Source organism: Metapseudomonas cellulosilytica (assembly GCF_049334135.1).
GTDB lineage: Bacteria > Pseudomonadota > Gammaproteobacteria > Pseudomonadales > Pseudomonadaceae > Metapseudomonas.
This window is the reverse complement of record NZ_JBHZGN010000007.1, coordinates 1-15,800: the sequence shown is the minus strand read 5'-3', so window position 1 is coordinate 15,800 and position 15,800 is coordinate 1. Positions and strand designations below refer to the sequence as shown.

Sequence of the window (15,800 nt, the reverse complement as noted above, 5' to 3'; positions counted from 1 at the left end):
AGGCGCCAGCGCCGCACGCCCTCAATGACGCGAGCGCTCAGGGGAATTGACGCAATCGGTCAGGGCTGAAAAGCCCCTCTCCCTCCGGGAGAAGGGTTGGGGTGAGGGATGGTGGCCTCCACTGGGAGCCATGGGCGGCCCTTCGGTCCGCTTCGCGAATGAATTCGCTCCTACAGGGGGGAAATCGCGGACAAAAAAAGCCCGGCTACGGGGGCCGGGCTTGAGAAATCCTCCTCAGCAGGAGGAGAACGCTTTAGTCGATCAGGCAGCCGTCTGCGGAGCTGCAGGCTGCTCGGCGGATTTGCCACCAGAAGCCAGTTCGCTCTGCAGGGTGCTCTCGTCCAGCTGCTTGCACCACTTGGCGACGACGATGGTGGCCACACCGTTGCCGATGAGGTTGGTCAGGGCGCGGGCCTCGGACATGAAGCGGTCGATGCCGAGGATCAGCGCCAGGCCGGCGACCGGCAGGGTGCCGACGGCGGACAGGGTGGCGGCCAGCACGATGAAGCCGGAGCCGGTGACGCCAGCAGCGCCCTTGGAGGCGACCAGCAGTACGGCCAGCAGGGTCAGCTGGTGGGTGATATCCATCGGGGTGTCAGTGGCCTGGGCGATGAACACCGCGGCCATGGTCAGGTAGATGGAGGTGCCGTCCAGGTTGAAGGAGTAGCCGGTGGGGATGACCAGGCCGACCACGGACTTGTTCGCGCCCAGCTTTTCCATCTTGTTCAGCATGCGCGGCAGGGCCGACTCGGAAGAGGAAGTGCCGAGCACGATCAGCAGCTCTTCGCGGATGTAGCGGATGAAGCGCAGGATGCTGAAGCCGTGGGCACGGGCGATGCCGCCCAGGACCACGAGGATGAAGAACACGCAGGTGATGTAGAAGCACAGCATCAGCTGGCCGAGCTGCACCAGCGAGCCGACGCCATACTGGCCGATGGTGAAGGCCATGGCGCCGAAGGCACCGATGGGGGCGACCTTCATGATCATGTTGATGATGCCGAACATCACATGGGCGATGCGGTCGATGAACTCCAGCACCGGCTTGCCGTAGTCACCCATGCGCTGCAGGGCGAAAGCGAAGATCACGGAGAAGAACAGTACCTGCAGGATGTCGCCAGTGGCGAAGGCGCCAACGATGGTGCTGGGGATCACGTTGAGCAGGAAGGCGATGGTGCTCTGCTGCTCGCCGGCGGCGGCAAAGGCGGCGATGCCCTTGGTGTCCAGAGTGGACGGGTCGACATGCATGCCGACGCCCGGCTGGACGATGTTGACCACCACCAGGCCGATGATCAGGGCCACGGTGGAGACGATTTCGAAGTAAGCCAGCGCGTAGCCGCCGGTCTTGCCCACTGCCTTCATGTCCTGCATGCCAGCGATGCCACTGACCACGGTGCAGAAGATGATGGGCGCGATCGCCATCTTGATCAGTTTGACGAAGCCATCACCCAGGGGTTTGAGCGCGACGCCGGTTTCCGGATAGAAGTGGCCCAGGAGGATGCCGATGGCGATGGCGACAATGACCTGGACGTACAAGCTCTTGTAGAACGGTTGGCGGGACATGGCAGTGTTCCTTTCTAGTGATCCCGACCTGTTCCGTAAGGTCCGGCGTCACCGTGATCGACATATCTCCCTTTCCGGGAGACTTTTGTTGTTGTGCGATCCAGTCGAATGGACGGCACTGTTCCTATAGCAGTCGCTGTGCCAAGTCATAAAAATCAAATAAATCCTTATTTTTCAAACACTTAAATAGATAGCAGGCTTGCCTTTCATCCCTGCTCGGGCGGATTTCCGCCACGCCCCCAGGGGGATTTCCGCCACTTGCGCCCTTGTGGCCGCCACAATCGCCGCCCTACCATCGGCCTCCCCGACCACGGATCAGAGCCCATGCGCGAACGCACCATCGCCAGTCATTTCGTCCGGGCCGCCCTGCGTGGCGCCGTACGCAATGGCGTGGATTGCGGGGCCCTGCTGCGAGGCGCCGGGATCCAGCCGGCGCTGCTGGAAGAGCCCCGGGCCCGGGTCGCCCCGGAGCAGTTCGCGCGGCTCATGCAGCTGATCTGGGAAACCCTGGACGACGAATTCATGGGGCTGGCCCGGCAACCCAGCAAGCGCGGCACCTTCGCCATGATGTGCCACGCCATCATCCACTGCCGCACCCTGGAAAAGGCCCTGACGCGGGGCGCCCTCTTCTATGGGTTGTTCCCCTACCCACCGGATATCCGACTGGAACGGGACGGCGATTTCGTCATGCTGACGCTGAATGACTCCGCACTCCTGGACCCCGACCATTTCCTGGTGGAAAGCCTGCTGATGATCTGGCACCGCCTGGGCAGCTGGCTGATCGGCCAGCGCATCCGCCTGGAGGAAGCCACCTTCGACTACGCGGAACCGACCCACGCCAGCGAGTACGAACTGCTCTTCCCCACCGCCCGCCGTTTCAACGCGCCCCGTACCGGACTGCGCTTCCACGCCCGCTACCTGGCCATGCCGCTGCTGCAGGACGAGCGCACCCTCAAGCACTTCCTCGAAGATTCCCCGGCCGACCTGCTGGCCCGCCCCGATGGCGGCGACAGCCTGACCAGCCAGATCCGCCGCCTGCTCGGGCGCGACTGCCGCACCTGGCCGGACCTGGAAACCGTGGCGCAGCAACTGCACATCAGCCCGCAGACCCTGCGCCGGCATCTGCGGGAAGAAGGTTCGAGCTTCCAGGAACTGAAGGATCATCTGCGCCGCGACCTGGCCATCTACCACCTGGGACGGGACGAGCTGTCGATCCAGGACATCGCCGAGCAGCTCGGTTTCTCCGAGCCCTCGGCCTTCCATCGGGCGTTCAAGAAGTGGACAGGGCTGACCCCGGGGGCGTATCGGGCGCAGGAGGCCTGATCGGTCCCGGCATGGGAGAACACCATAAGGGGAGAATGAACTTGTAGGGGCGAATTCATTCGCCAAGGGCAGCGCAGCTGCCCCCTTCAGGCTTGCAGGGCAGACCTGCGGTCTGCTTGGCGAATGAATTCGCCCCTACAACGGCAGGGCAGCTCCTGTAGGGGCGAATTCATTCGCCAAGCAGGCCGCAGGCCTGCCCAACCCTTCACTCGATCTCGAACAGTCCATTCTTCAGCGGCGCCACATTCAGGCGCTGGCGCACGTCGTCGTCGATGCGTGGGTCGTCCGGGCGGTAGAGCCGCACCTGGCGGTAGGCGGCGACGCGGTTGATCTCCGGGCCCAGGTACTCCCAGACCACCCGCGTGCAAGCGGGGTTGCGCCGGTCACCGCTGGAAACGCCGGTCTTCAGGCCATTGAGGCGGGTGATGCGACTCTTGTAGCTGGGAATGAGGATGGTCTGGCTCATCTCGTTGAGGGTGAGCGATTCGTAGTCCACCAGGAACAAGCGGTCCTGCAGCTGGAAGGCCACCCCCCGGTAGCAGCAGCGCACCCAGTCCTCGGCCTCGACGTTGGTGCTGCTGGAACGTTCCTGGCGCTCCTGGCGCTCCAGGAAGAAATTGCCGTCTTCCTCCCACAATCGCACCAGGGACAGCAGGACGGTGCCGGGTACCGACATGCAGTTGGAGTACTCGAAATAGAAGCCGCAATAGCGCGACAGACTGACGGACTGCTCGCGCAAGGGGGCGAGCAGTTCCAGCAGCGGGTCGCTGCGAACACCGTCTATCTGGTCCGGTGCGCGGGTTCCCAGCAGGCGGGCGAACTGCTCCGGCGGCAGGCGGATCTCGTAATCCTCGACGCCGAAGAAATCACAGATGCGCTTGAGGTTGTAGGCGGTCGGTCGGCTCTGGCCGTTCAGGTACTTGTTGAACTGGGCGCGATTGATCGAAAGCTTGCGGCAGACCTCCGCGATAGAGCGGTAGTGGCCGCAAAGCAGCTTGAGATTGTTGCCGAGATACTCTGCCATGCCACCGCCCTGCGTGATGCTAGTGGCGCGATTATAGCGCCAAGTAGCGCCACCTAGGTGCAACCCGCGAAATTGTTATCCGCGCCCTGTTCCCCCACCCTGCGCGCCACGGCCGAGCCCTGCCCGCTCGAAGCCGTTCGTCCATCACGCGAACAAAATAAGAATCGAGGTCTCACTCATGCTTGAAGTGATCAACGATTTCCTCTCGGGGAAAGTGCTCATCGTGCTCATCGTCGGGCTCGGCACCTATTTCACCCTCCGCTCCCGCTTCGTCCAGTTCCGCCATTTCGGCCACATGTTCGGCGTGTTCAAGGAATCCATCCGTGGCCAGGCTGGCCAGCTGAGCTCCTTCCAGGCCCTGATGCTGAGCCTCGCCGGCCGCGTCGGCGCCGGCAACATCGCCGGTGTGGGCATTGCCGTGACCCTGGGTGGCCCGGGTGCGGTGTTCTGGATGTGGGTGACCGCCCTGGTCGGCATGTCCAGCAGCTTCTTCGAGTGCACCCTGGCCCAGGTCTACAAGCGCGCCGACGGCGACGGCCTGTACCGCGGCGGCCCGGCCTACTACATCGAGCACGGCCTGAAGCTGCGCTGGATGGCCATGGTCTTCGCCGTCCTGCTGCTGGTGACCTACGGCTTCGCCTTCAACGGCCTGCAGTCCTTCACCGTGACCCACTCCCTGGAGAACGCCTTCGGCCTCCCGGTGCAGTACACCGGCATCGGCCTGGCCGTGCTGCTGGGCCTGGTATTCATCGGCGGCATCAAGCGCATCGCCTCGGTGTCGGACCTGCTGGTACCGGTCAAGACCCTGGTCTACATCGGCGTGACCCTCTACGTGATTTTCACCCAGATCGAGCTGGTGCCCGGCATGCTGGTGACCATCGTGAAGAGCGCCTTCGGCCTCGAGCCCGCCTTCGCCGGCCTGCTCGGCAGCGCCATCGTGATGGGCGTGAAGCGCGGCGTGTTCGCCAACGAAGCAGGCCTGGGCAGCGCGCCCAACGTGGCCGCCGTGGCCGCCGTCAAGCACCCGGCCGCGCAGGGCGTGGTGCAGGCCTTCAGCGTGTTCCTCGACACCTTCGTGATCTGCACCTGCACCGCGTTGCTGATCCTGCTCTCCGGCTTCTACACCCCGGGCTTCGAAGGTGACGGCATCGTCCTGACCCAGAACTCCCTCGCCGCTGTAGTGGGCGATTGGGGCCGGATCTTCGTCAGCGTGGCGCTGAGCCTGTTCGTCTTCACCTGCATCCTCTACAACTACTACCTCGGCGAGAACGCCCTGCAGTTCCTCGTCGGCCGCAGCCGTGCCGCCCTGCTGGGCTACCGTGGCCTGGTGCTGGCGCTGATCTGCTGGGGCTCCATGCAGAACCTGGGCACCGTGTTCGCCTTCGCCGACATCACCATGACCTGCCTGGCCTTCGTCAACCTGGTGGCCCTGGCCCTGCTGATCAAGGTCGGCCTGCGGGTGATGGGCGACTACGACGAGCAGCGCAAGGCCGGCATCGACCAACCGGTGTTCGACTCGGCCAAGTTCGCCGACCTGAACCTGGACCGCGACGCCTGGCCGGCCAACCCGGCAGCCGATGCGCCCACCGTCACCGTCTCCCACGGCCTGGCGCAAAGCCACCGCTGATCGCGGGTTCCGGTAGTACCTGGTGCCGCTCCCTCCGCTGACGCGGGGAGCGGCACCGTCGTTTCTGCACCCTGACTTTCTTATGTGATGCGCACCATGAATGCTGTGAAGAACCTCTTCGTGCTCTACACCGGCGGCACCATCGGCATGCTGCAGACCCCGGAAGGCCTGGCCCCGGCCAGCGGCTTCGAGTCACGCATGCGCGAGCAGCTGGCGAGCCGGGCAATGGCACTGGATTGGCACTTCGAGGAGCTCCTGCCACTGATCGATAGCGCCAACATGCGCCAGGCCAACTGGCTGGCCATGCGCGACGCCATAGTCGAGGCAGTGGAACGCGGCCATGACGGCGTGCTGCTGCTGCACGGCACCGACACCCTGGCCTACAGCGCGGCAGCCCTGGGCTTCCTGCTGCTCGGCCTGCCGGTGCCCGTGGTCCTGACCGGCGCCATGCTGCCGGCCGGAAGCGAAGGCAGCGATGCCTGGCCGAACCTGCTGGGCGCCATCGATGCGCTGCAAGGCGGCGTCGCGCCCGGCGTGCACCTCTTCTTCAATGACCAACTGCTGCATGGCGCCCGCGCCAGCAAGCTGCGCTCGGAGGCCTTCGATGCCTTCGCCGAACTGCCGCGCCTGCGCGAGGGCGAACGTGCCGCGACCATTGCGGCCGGCCTCGATTACCGCACTACGCGCCAACCGGTGAACCTCGCCGTGCTGCCGCTCTTCCCCGGAATTCAGGCCAGCCATGTCCAAGCCCTGCTCGACAGCGGCGTGCAGGCGCTGGTGCTGGAATGCTACGGCAGCGGCACCGGCCCCTCGGATGACAAAGCCCTGCTGGACACCCTGCGCACCGCCCACCAGCGCGGCGTGGTGCTGGCTGCCACCAGCCAGTGCCCGGCCGGGCATGTGCAGGCCGGTGTCTACGCCGCTGGCAGCCAACTGCTCGCCACCGGCCTGGTGCCCGCCGGCGGCATGACCCGCGAGGCGGCCCTGGGCAAGCTCTTCGCCCTGCTCGGCGCCGGACTCCGGCAGGAAGAGGCGGAGCAGTGGTTCGCGGTGGACCTGTGCGGGGAGCTCGTGGACTGATCCTGCTGCCACCCACTATCCGGCGGGCGCTTTTTCTTGTAGGGGCGAATTCATTCGCCAAGGGTCGCGAAGCGGCCCCCTTGGGAACCCGAAAGGCAGGCCTTCGGCCTGCTTGGCGAATAAATTCGCCCCTACACCTGCAAATCGAGCCGGCATAAAAAAGGGGAGCCTTGCGGCTCCCCCAGGGGACTATCGCCGGAGCAATCAGGCGATTTCGATCAGGACCTCGCCCGGGTTCACGCGGTCGCCCTTGGCCACGTGAATGGCCTTGACGGTACCGGCAATGGGCGCCTGGACCTCGGTTTCCATCTTCATCGCCTCGGTGATCAGCACGGCCTGGCCGGCTTTCACCTGGTCGCCTTCCTTCACCAGCACGTCGACGATATTGCCCGGCATGGTGGTGCTGACATCGCCCGGGGCGCTGGCGCTCTTGCGCTTGCTGCCGCTGCCGCCGATGAACTCGTTGAGCGGTTCGAACACCACTTCTTCCGGCATGCCGTCGATGGCCAGGTAGAAGTGACGCTTGCCGTCGCTCTTCACTCCCACGCCGGTGATGTCGATGCGGTAGCTCTCGCCGTGCACGTCCACCACGAACTCGGTCGGGGTGCCTTGGCCACCGACCGGGGCCGCGCCGTTACCGGTCGGAATCGGCAGCAGTTCTTCCGGCTTCAGCGTGCCAGCGGCGCGCTCTTCGAGGAACTTGCGGCCGATGTCCGGGAACATGGCGAAGGTCAGCACGTCTTCCTCGGACTTGGCCAGGCTGCCGATGTCGGCGCGCAGCTTGTCCAGCTCGGGCTTGATCAGGTCGGCCGGGCGCACGTCGATCACCTCTTCGTTGCCGATGGCCTGGCGACGCAGCGCTTCGTTGATCTGGCCCGCTGCCTTGCCGTAGCGGCCTTGCAGGTAGAGCTTCACTTCGTTGGTGATGGTCTTGTAGCGCTCGCCGGCCAGCACGTTGAAGAACGCCTGGGTACCGACGATCTGCGAGGTCGGGGTCACCAGGGGCGGGAAGCCCAGGTCGGCGCGCACGCGCGGGATCTCTTCCAGCACTTCATTCATGCGGTTGAGCGCACCCTGCTCCTTGAGCTGGTTGGCCAGGTTGGAAATCATGCCACCCGGCACCTGGTTGACCTGTACGCGGGTGTCGACACCGGTGAAGTCGCTCTCGAACTGGTGGTACTTCTTGCGCACGGCGTAGAAGTAGACGCCGATCTCCTGGATCAGCTCCAGGTCCAGGCCGGTGTCGTACTCGGTGCCACGCAGGGCGGCGACCATGGACTCGGTGCCCGGGTGGCTGGTGCCCCAGGCCATGCTGGAGATGGCGGTGTCGATGTTGTCGGCGCCGTTCTCGATGGCCTTGAGCTGGCACATGCTCGCCACGCCAGCGGTGTCGTGGGAGTGGATGAACACCGGCAGGCTCAGTTCAGCCTTCAGCGCCTTCACCAGTTCGCCGGTGGCGAACGGGGTCAGCAGGCCGGCCATGTCCTTGATGGCGATGGAGTCCACGCCCAAGGCGGCCATTTCCTTGGCCTGCTTCACGAAGGCCTCGATGGTGTGCACCGGGCTGGTGGTGTAGCAGATGGTGCCCTGGGCGTGCTTGCCGGCGGCCTTCACCGCCTCGATGGAGACACGCAGGTTACGCACGTCGTTCATCGCGTCGAAGATGCGGAAGACGTCGATGCCGTTGACCGCCGCCTTGGCGACGAAGGCACGCACCACGTCGTCGCTGTAGTGGCGGTAGCCGAGCAGGTTCTGGCCACGCAGAAGCATCTGCAGGCGGGTGTTGGGCAGCGCGGCCTTGAGCTTGCGCAGGCGCTCCCACGGGTCTTCCTTGAGGAAGCGCACGCAGGAGTCGAAGGTGGCGCCGCCCCAGACTTCCAGCGACCAGTAGCCGACTTTGTCGAGCTTGTCGCAGATCGGCAGCATGTCTTCCAGGCGCATGCGGGTGGCCAGCAGGGACTGGTGCGCGTCGCGCAGGATGGTATCGGTGACGGTGATCTTCTTGCTCATGTTCTGAATCCTTCCCCTACAGGCCGGCGTGGGCGGCGATGGCGGTGGCGATGGCGATGGCCAGGTGCGACGGGTTGCGCTTGATCGAGTACTGGGTCAGTTCCGGGTGGCTTTCCACGAAGCTGGTGTTGAACTCGGCGCTACGGAACTCGGGATTGCGCAGGATTTCCTGGTAATAGGGCGCGGTGGTCCGCACGCCTTGCACGCGCATGTCGTCGAGGGCGCGCAGGCCACGGTCCAGGGCCTCTTCCCAGGTCAGTGCCCAGACGATCAGCTTCAGGCACATGGAGTCGTAGTACGGCGGGATGGTGTAGCCGGTGTAGATCGCGGTGTCGGTGCGCACGCCGGGGCCGCCAGGGGCGTAGTAGCGGGTGATCTTGCCGAAGGACGGCAGGAAGTTGTTCTTCGGGTCCTCGGCGTTGATGCGGAACTGCAGGGCGAAGCCGCGGTGGATGATGTCGTCCTGCTTGACCGACAGCTCCAGGCCGGAGGCGATGCGGATCTGCTCGCGGACGATGTCGATCCCGGTGATTTCCTCGGTGATGGTGTGTTCCACCTGAACCCGGGTGTTCATCTCCATGAAGTACACCTCGCCCTCGGCGAGCAGGAACTCCACGGTACCGGCGTTCTCGTAGCCCACGGCCTTGGCCGCGCGCACGGCGAGGTCGCCGATGTAGGCACGCTGCTCGGGGGTGAGCTGCGGGCTCGGGGCGATCTCGATGAGTTTCTGGTTACGGCGCTGGATCGAGCAGTCGCGCTCGAACAGATGCACGGTGTTGCCGAAGGAGTCAGCGAGGATCTGCGCCTCGATGTGCTTCGGATTGACGATGCACTTCTCGAGGAAGACTTCCGCCGAGCCGAAGGCCTTGGTGGCCTCGGAGATCACGCGGGGATACGCCTGTTCCAGTTCTTCGCGGCTGTTGCAGCGACGGATGCCGCGACCGCCACCGCCGGAGGTGGCCTTGAGCATCACCGGGTAGCCGATGCGCTCGCCTTCGCGCAGGGCTTCTTCCAGGTCGGCGACGTTGCCTTCGGTACCGGGGGTGACCGGCACGCCGGCCTTGATCATGCTGCGGCGGGCTTCGGTCTTGTCGCCCATGCGGCGGATCACTTCGGCGCTTGGGCCGATGAACTTGATCCCGCGCTCGGCGCAGATTTCCGCCAGCTCGGCGTTCTCGGAGAGGAAACCATAGCCCGGGTGCAGGGCATCGCAGCCGGTCTCGACCGCCAGGTTCACCAGTTTGCGCGGGTTCAGGTAGCCGGCCAGGGGATCGTCGCCGATGCTGTGGGCTTCGTCGGCGCGTTTGACGTGCAGGGCGTGCCGGTCGGCATCGGAGTAGATGGCCACCGAGCGGATGCCCATCTCGGCGCAGGCGCGCACGATGCGGACGGCAATCTCACCACGGTTGGCGATCAGGATTTTCTTGATCACGAGTTTTCCCTCGACCAAGTGAACAGGCGAACGGCTGGGCCGGTCGTTGAGTGACCGCTGATCGTGTTGCGGTCGCGTCATTACCCTACGCCGCGATCGGGAATAACCCCAATCAATAATTATTGGGATATCCATTAGGATCAGCTTATAGTCAGCCACCTGCCCCGTCCCGTGAGGCCCAAACCGATGCGCAAGACCCTGCTGCGCATGACCCTGCGCCAGCTCCAGGTATTCCGTGCGGTCTTCGAAAGCCGCTCGTACAGCCGCGCCGCCGAGGAAATGGCACTGACCCAACCGGCCGTCAGCCTGCAGATCCGCCAGCTCGAAGAGCTGGTGGGCCAGCCGCTGTTCGAGTACGTCGGCAAGAAGCTCTACGTGACCGACGCCGCCGAGGCGCTGATGCGCGCCAGCAACGACATCTTCCAGCGCCTGGCCAGCCTCGACATGCAGCTCTCCGATCTCCAGGGCTCGCTGCAGGGCCAGCTCAACCTGGCGGTAGAGTCCAGTGCCAAGTACTTCGTTCCGCACCTTTTCGCCGCCTTCCGCGAACAGCACCCGGACGTCAGCCTGCACCTGGTGGTGACCAACCGCGCCCAGGTGATCAAGCGCCTCTCCGACAACCGCGACGACCTGGTGATCATGTCCCTGGTGCCCCAGGACATGGCGCTGGAGTTCCTGCCCTTCCTGAACAACCCGATAGTCGCCGTGGCGCCCCCCGGCCACCCCCTGAGCAATGTCGCCAAGCTCACCCTGAAGGACCTGGAGCCCTACACGCTGCTGGTGCGCGAGGCCGGCTCCGGCACCCGCAAGGCTTGCGAGGAATACTTCCAGCAGAAGCGCGCGCACTTCGCCCAGACCATGGAAGTGGCCTCGCTGGACGCGCAGAAGGAATGCGTGGTGGCGGACTTGGGGATAGCCCTGATTCCGCGCCATGCGGTGAGTCTGGAACTGGCCACGGGCCTGTTGCGCGAGCTGCCGGTGGAAGAATTGCCGCTCTACCGGAGCTGGTGCGCGGTGCACGCCAAGGGCAAGCGGCTGTCGCCGGTCGCCCAGGCGTTTCTAGCCTTTATCCGCGAAGAACGCGCGCAGATCAGCGCACTTTCCCACCGATTTTCCGGTGCGCTGCCTTTGACGACAACAGGTAGTTAACCGCGATCAATTCAGGGTAGGGATAGTCCGAACACTCCACCTGCAGGCGGCGCTGCTCGACCCGGTCTTCGATGGCGCGGCGGAATTGCATACGCCGCTGGTCCTCCAGTTTGCGCCGGGTCTTGCTGTCCAGATGGGTCGGTTCATCGTGAAAGCGTTGCATGGCATCTCTCCCTGGGGTGGGGTCCGGTAGGCGGAGCATCTCCCAGGCCTATGACGCTTTCGCGGCAACGCGGTGAATCTGTGGTGAAGACGGGGTGTCAGGCTGTCGCGCCCACGCGCGGACGCGGCAGGCCTGAGGATTTCTTGCAGGAGGGTGGCCGGCGGGTTCAGTCCTCGGCCGCCTTCACCGACTTCGGCGACAGTCGCAGGCTGCGCAGGCTGCGCTTCACGCTCTTGAGGTGGTTGACCAGGCTCGGGCCACGCGCCATGGCCACGCCCATGGCCAGCACGTCGATGACCACCAGGTGGGCGATACGCGAGGTCAGCGGGGTGTAGATCTCGGTGTCTTCCTGCACGTCGATGGCCAGATTCACCGTGGCCAGGTCCGCCAACGGCGTCTGGCTCGGGCAGAGGGTGATCAGGGTGGCGCCGGCCTCGCGCACCAGATTGGCGGTGATCAGAAGGTCCTTGGAACGACCCGACTGGGAAATGCAGATGGCGACGTCGGAGGGCTTGAGCGTCACCGCCGACATCGCCTGCATGTGCGGGTCGGAATACGCCGCCGCGGTGAGCAGCAGGCGGAAGAACTTGTGCTGGGCGTCGGCCGCCACCGCGCCTGATGCGCCGAAGCCGTAGAACTCCACGCGCTGGGCGTGGGCGCAGGCGCCAATGGCGCGCTGCAGGGCTTCCGGATCGAGCTTCTCGCGCACTTCCATCAGGGTGTGCAGGGTGGTGTCGAAGATCTTCAGGCTGAAGTCCGCTACCGAGTCGTCCTCGTGTATCGCGAACTGGCCGAAGCTGGCGCCTGCAGCCAGGCTCTGCGCCAGCTTCAGCTTGAGGTCCTGGAAGCCGCCGCAGCCGATGGCGCGGCAGAATCGGACGATGGTGGGCTCGCTGACGCCGACCCCCTGGGCCAGATCGGCCATGGAGCTGTGCATGACCGCGGCGGGATCGAGCAGGACGTGGTCGGCGACTTTCAGTTCCGACTTGCGTAGCAGATGGCGCGACTGGGCGATATGTTGCAGCAGATTCACAGGGCAGGCTCTGTCTGGAAAGGGGGTTTGCGCCGGATTCTTCCATCATGCGACCGGACCTGAGTCGGTTATGATCGGGAAAACCAGGCTGTAGTGATCTTGTAGTTATACTACATGAGCCGCTTTTCCGCCCAGTTGAACCAACCTTTACCAGACTGCAAGGAAGGGAGAGCGAATCCTTGACCAGCTCCTGCGACATGCTTGTCTTCGGCGGTACCGGCGATCTCGCCCTGCACAAGCTGCTCCCGGCCCTCTACCACCTGCACCGCGAGGGGCGCCTGCATCCGAAGATGCGCATCCTCGCCCTGGCCCGCAACACCCTCGACCGCGATGGCTACCGCGCCCTCGCCGAGCGCCGCTGCCGGGCCCAGGTGGCCCGCGCCGACTTCACCAGCGAGGCCTGGCGCGGTTTCTCCGAACGCCTGGACTACTTCGCCATGGACGTGTCCCAGAGCGCCGACTTCGGCCGCCTCGCCCGCCACCTCGGGCCGGCGCCGGACTGTGGGCGGGTGCACTACCTGGCCACCGCGCCGGATCTGTTCGAGGACATCGCCGCGCACCTGGCCATCGCCGGACTGGCGGGCCCGCATTCACGCATCGTGCTGGAGAAGCCCATCGGCCATTCGCTGGAATCGGCCCAGGCGATCAATGCCGCCATCGGCCGGGTCTTCGACGAATCCCAGGTGTTCCGCATCGACCACTACCTGGGCAAGGAAACCGTGCAGAACCTTATGGCCCTGCGCTTCGCCAACGGACTGTTCGAGCCGATCTGGCGCGCCGGACACGTCGACCATGTGCAGATCAGCGTCTGCGAGACCCTGGGCGTGGAGAACCGTGGCGCCTACTACGACCGCTCCGGCGCCATGCGCGACATGGTGCAGAACCACCTGCTGCAGCTGCTCTGCCTGGTGGCCATGGAGGCGCCGGTGCGCTTCGATGCCGAGGCGGTGCGCAATGAGAAGGTGAAGATTCTCGAAGCCCTGAAACCCATTTCCGGACAGGACGTGCGCGACAAGACGGTGCGCGGCCAGTACAGCGCCGGAAAGATCGGCGGCCAGGACGTGCCGGCCTACTACTTCGAGAAGAACGTGGACAACGACAGCGACACCGAAACCTTCGTCGCCGTCCAGGCAGAGATTGACAACTGGCGCTGGGCCGGGGTGCCCTTCTACCTGCGCACCGGCAAGCGCCTGGCGCGCAAGTACTCGGAGATCGTCATCCAGTTCAAGCCGGTGCCCCACCGCCTGTTCGTCGACGGCGAGGCCAACCGCCTGCTGATCCGCCTGCAGCCGGAGGAGCGCATCAGCCTGCAGCTGATGGCCAAGAGCCCAGGCAAGGGCATGAACCTCGAACCGGTGGAACTGGATCTCAACCTGGCCAAGGCCTTCAGCCATCAGCGCCGCTGGGATGCCTACGAACGCCTGCTGCTGGACGTGATCGAAGGCGACTCCACCCTGTTCATGCGCCGCGACGAGGTGGAAGCCGCCTGGCGCTGGGTGGACCCGATCCTTGCCGGCTGGCACGAGCATTACCAGAGCCCGCGCCCCTACCCCGCCGGCTCCACCGGCCCGGAGCAGGCCCACAGCCTGCTGGAGCTGCACGGACGGGCCTGGCACGACTGATAGGCCCCGACGGTGGAAAGAAAAGCGCTTTCCACCCTACATGATCCCCATACCTGCGTAGGGTGGAAATCCGCGTGGCGGATTTCCACCGTGGGGAGGCGTGCCCATTGCTCTGGAGCAATAAAGCGCATCCGCCTCCTCCCTAGAATCGCGCGTCCGTCGCCCACCCACCGCGAGCCGCGCCATGCACAGCCCCGAACTGCTCTCCCCCGCCGGTACCCTCAAGGCCATGCGCTATGCCTTCGCCTACGGTGCCGATGCCGTCTATGCCGGCCAGCCGCGCTACAGCCTGCGGGTGCGCAACAATGAATTCGATCACGCCAACCTGGCCCTCGGCATCAAGGAGGCCCACGCCGCCGGCAAGCGCTTCTACGTGGTGGTGAACATCGCCCCGCACAACGCCAAGCTGCGTACCTTCCTCAAGGACCTGGAACCGGTGGTGGCCATGGGACCGGATGCGCTGATCATGTCCGATCCGGGGCTGATCATGCTGGTTCGCGAGCATTTCCCGCAGATGCCCATCCACCTGTCGGTGCAGGCCAACGCGGTGAACTGGGCCAGCGTGAAGTTCTGGCGGCAGCAGGGGCTGAGTCGGGTGATCCTGTCCCGCGAGCTGTCCCTGGAGGAGATCGGCGAAATCCGCCGCGAGGTACCCGGCATGGAGCTGGAGGTCTTCGTCCATGGCGCCCTGTGCATGGCCTATTCCGGGCGCTGCCTGCTGTCGGGCTACCTCAACCACCGCGACCCCAACCAGGGCACCTGCACCAACGCCTGCCGCTGGCAGTACGGGGCCACGCCCGCGCAGCAGGACGAACTGGGCCAGTTGGTGCCTACCCTCGGCTGCGGCACGCCGAGCGAGCGGCTGTTCCTGCTGGAGGAGGCCAATCGCCCCGGCGAGCTGATGTCCGCCTGGGAGGACGAGCACGGCACCTACATCATGAACTCCAAGGACCTGCGTGCCGTGCACCATGTCGAGCGGCTGCTGCGGATGGGGGTGCACTCGCTGAAGATCGAGGGCCGCACCAAATCGCACTTCTACGTGGCGCGCACCGCCCAGGCCTACCGCAAGGCCATCGACGACGCCCGCGCCGGGCGGCCCTTCGACCGCGACCTGATGGACGACCTAGAGTCCCTGGCCAATCGCGGCTACACCGAGGGCTTCCTGCGCCGCCACGTGCATGACGAGTACCAGAACTACGAACACGGCTACTCCATCGCAGAGCGCCAGCAGTTTGTCGGCGAGCTGACCGGAGTCGTACGCCAGGGGCTGGCGGAAGTGCGGGTGAAGAACCACTTCGCGGTGGGCGACCGCGTGCAGCTGATGACGCCCCGGGGCAACCTGGACTTCCGCCTGGAGGCGCTGGAGAACCGCTTCGGTGAGCGCAAGGTGGTGGCCCCAGGGGATGGCCACATTCTCTATCTGCCGCTGCCGGCGGACCTGCCCCTGGAGAACGCCCTGCTGCTGCGCTGGTTCAGCACCGGCAACAGCCGCACCGCCGCGAGCGCCTGACGGACCGCTTCGCATTCTCTCCTGTAGGATGGGTGGAGCGAAGCGATACCCATCAATGCGGAGTCCCGTAGGGTGGACCACGCTTCACCGGTCCACCATCGGAGTCATGCCGGGCCTCGTTGGTGGATCAGAAAAGCGCGATCCACCCTTGTATCTCGACTAGCGTCCTTTCAAAGAGCGATAGTCCCCGACTGATCATCGGGGGAGGGTCAGGAAGCCGTATCCACCCTTAGGCCTCGAGCTTGCGACGTAGATAGTGCTCCGGCC

At 65.1% G+C, this 15,800-nt stretch carries 12 protein-coding genes; 6 read left to right on the top strand and 6 right to left on the bottom strand.

Annotated features, from left to right (window positions below; genetic code table 11):
• Positions 1 to 261 precede the first annotated feature (261 nt).
• The gene (locus ACFW0H_RS10715) at positions 262 to 1,560 is read right to left on the bottom strand and encodes a dicarboxylate/amino acid:cation symporter (RefSeq protein WP_422913881.1); all 1,299 of its coding nucleotides are present in this window, start codon (positions 1,558 to 1,560) and stop codon (positions 262 to 264) included.
• A gap of 324 nt (positions 1,561 to 1,884) precedes the next feature.
• Between ACFW0H_RS10715 and ACFW0H_RS10710 the strand changes: the two genes are divergently transcribed.
• On the top strand, positions 1,885 to 2,883 hold the full coding sequence (locus ACFW0H_RS10710; RefSeq protein ID WP_422913880.1) for an AraC family transcriptional regulator: 999 nt from the start codon (positions 1,885 to 1,887) through the stop codon (positions 2,881 to 2,883).
• A 205-nt stretch (positions 2,884 to 3,088) separates the two neighbouring features.
• Here the strand turns inward: ACFW0H_RS10710 and ACFW0H_RS10705 are convergent, their stop codons facing one another.
• Positions 3,089 to 3,907 (bottom strand): helix-turn-helix transcriptional regulator, encoded by an 819-nt coding sequence (locus tag ACFW0H_RS10705; RefSeq protein WP_422913879.1) that lies wholly within the window; start codon positions 3,905 to 3,907, stop codon positions 3,089 to 3,091.
• A 178-nt stretch (positions 3,908 to 4,085) separates the two neighbouring features.
• On the opposite strand from ACFW0H_RS10705, the gene ACFW0H_RS10700 reads away from it, so the two are divergent.
• The gene (locus ACFW0H_RS10700; protein WP_422913878.1) at positions 4,086 to 5,534 is read left to right on the top strand and encodes an alanine/glycine:cation symporter family protein; all 1,449 of its coding nucleotides are present in this window, start codon (positions 4,086 to 4,088) and stop codon (positions 5,532 to 5,534) included.
• A gap of 96 nt (positions 5,535 to 5,630) precedes the next feature.
• Positions 5,631 to 6,614: an asparaginase gene (locus ACFW0H_RS10695; RefSeq protein ID WP_422913877.1), complete on the top strand. Its 984-nt coding sequence runs from the start codon at positions 5,631 to 5,633 to the stop codon at positions 6,612 to 6,614.
• A 204-nt stretch (positions 6,615 to 6,818) separates the two neighbouring features.
• On the opposite strand, the gene oadA is transcribed toward ACFW0H_RS10695, so the two are convergent.
• Together oadA and ACFW0H_RS10685 are read right to left on the bottom strand one after the other, a co-directional pair.
• Entirely contained in the window at positions 6,819 to 8,624 is a 1,806-nt protein-coding gene (oadA, locus tag ACFW0H_RS10690) for a sodium-extruding oxaloacetate decarboxylase subunit alpha (RefSeq protein ID WP_422913876.1), read from the bottom strand.
• Between the two features lie 16 nt (positions 8,625 to 8,640).
• Positions 8,641 to 10,056 (bottom strand): acetyl-CoA carboxylase biotin carboxylase subunit, encoded by a 1,416-nt coding sequence (locus tag ACFW0H_RS10685; protein WP_422913875.1) that lies wholly within the window; start codon positions 10,054 to 10,056, stop codon positions 8,641 to 8,643.
• Between the two features lie 186 nt (positions 10,057 to 10,242).
• Between ACFW0H_RS10685 and ACFW0H_RS10680 the strand changes: the two genes are divergently transcribed.
• Entirely contained in the window at positions 10,243 to 11,205 is a 963-nt protein-coding gene (locus tag ACFW0H_RS10680) for a LysR family transcriptional regulator (protein ID WP_459077296.1), read from the top strand.
• Here the strand turns inward: ACFW0H_RS10680 and ACFW0H_RS10675 are convergent.
• Together ACFW0H_RS10675 and hexR are read right to left on the bottom strand one after the other, a co-directional pair.
• On the bottom strand, positions 11,147 to 11,368 hold the full coding sequence (locus ACFW0H_RS10675) for a PA3496 family putative envelope integrity protein (protein WP_422913874.1): 222 nt from the start codon (positions 11,366 to 11,368) through the stop codon (positions 11,147 to 11,149). The two genes, ACFW0H_RS10680 and ACFW0H_RS10675, sit on opposite strands and share 59 nt — an antisense overlap.
• A gap of 166 nt (positions 11,369 to 11,534) precedes the next feature.
• Positions 11,535 to 12,401 (bottom strand): transcriptional regulator HexR, encoded by an 867-nt coding sequence (hexR, locus tag ACFW0H_RS10670; RefSeq protein ID WP_422913873.1) that lies wholly within the window; start codon positions 12,399 to 12,401, stop codon positions 11,535 to 11,537.
• A 197-nt stretch (positions 12,402 to 12,598) separates the two neighbouring features.
• Between hexR and zwf the strand changes: the two genes are divergently transcribed.
• A complete protein-coding gene (gene zwf / locus ACFW0H_RS10665) occupies positions 12,599 to 14,023 on the top strand; it encodes a glucose-6-phosphate dehydrogenase (protein WP_422914095.1) in 1,425 nt (474 codons plus the stop codon).
• Positions 14,024 to 14,207: 184 nt separating this feature from the next.
• Entirely contained in the window at positions 14,208 to 15,533 is a 1,326-nt protein-coding gene (trhP, locus tag ACFW0H_RS10660) for a prephenate-dependent tRNA uridine(34) hydroxylase TrhP (protein WP_422913872.1), read from the top strand.
• The last annotated feature ends 267 nt before the right edge of the window (positions 15,534 to 15,800 follow it).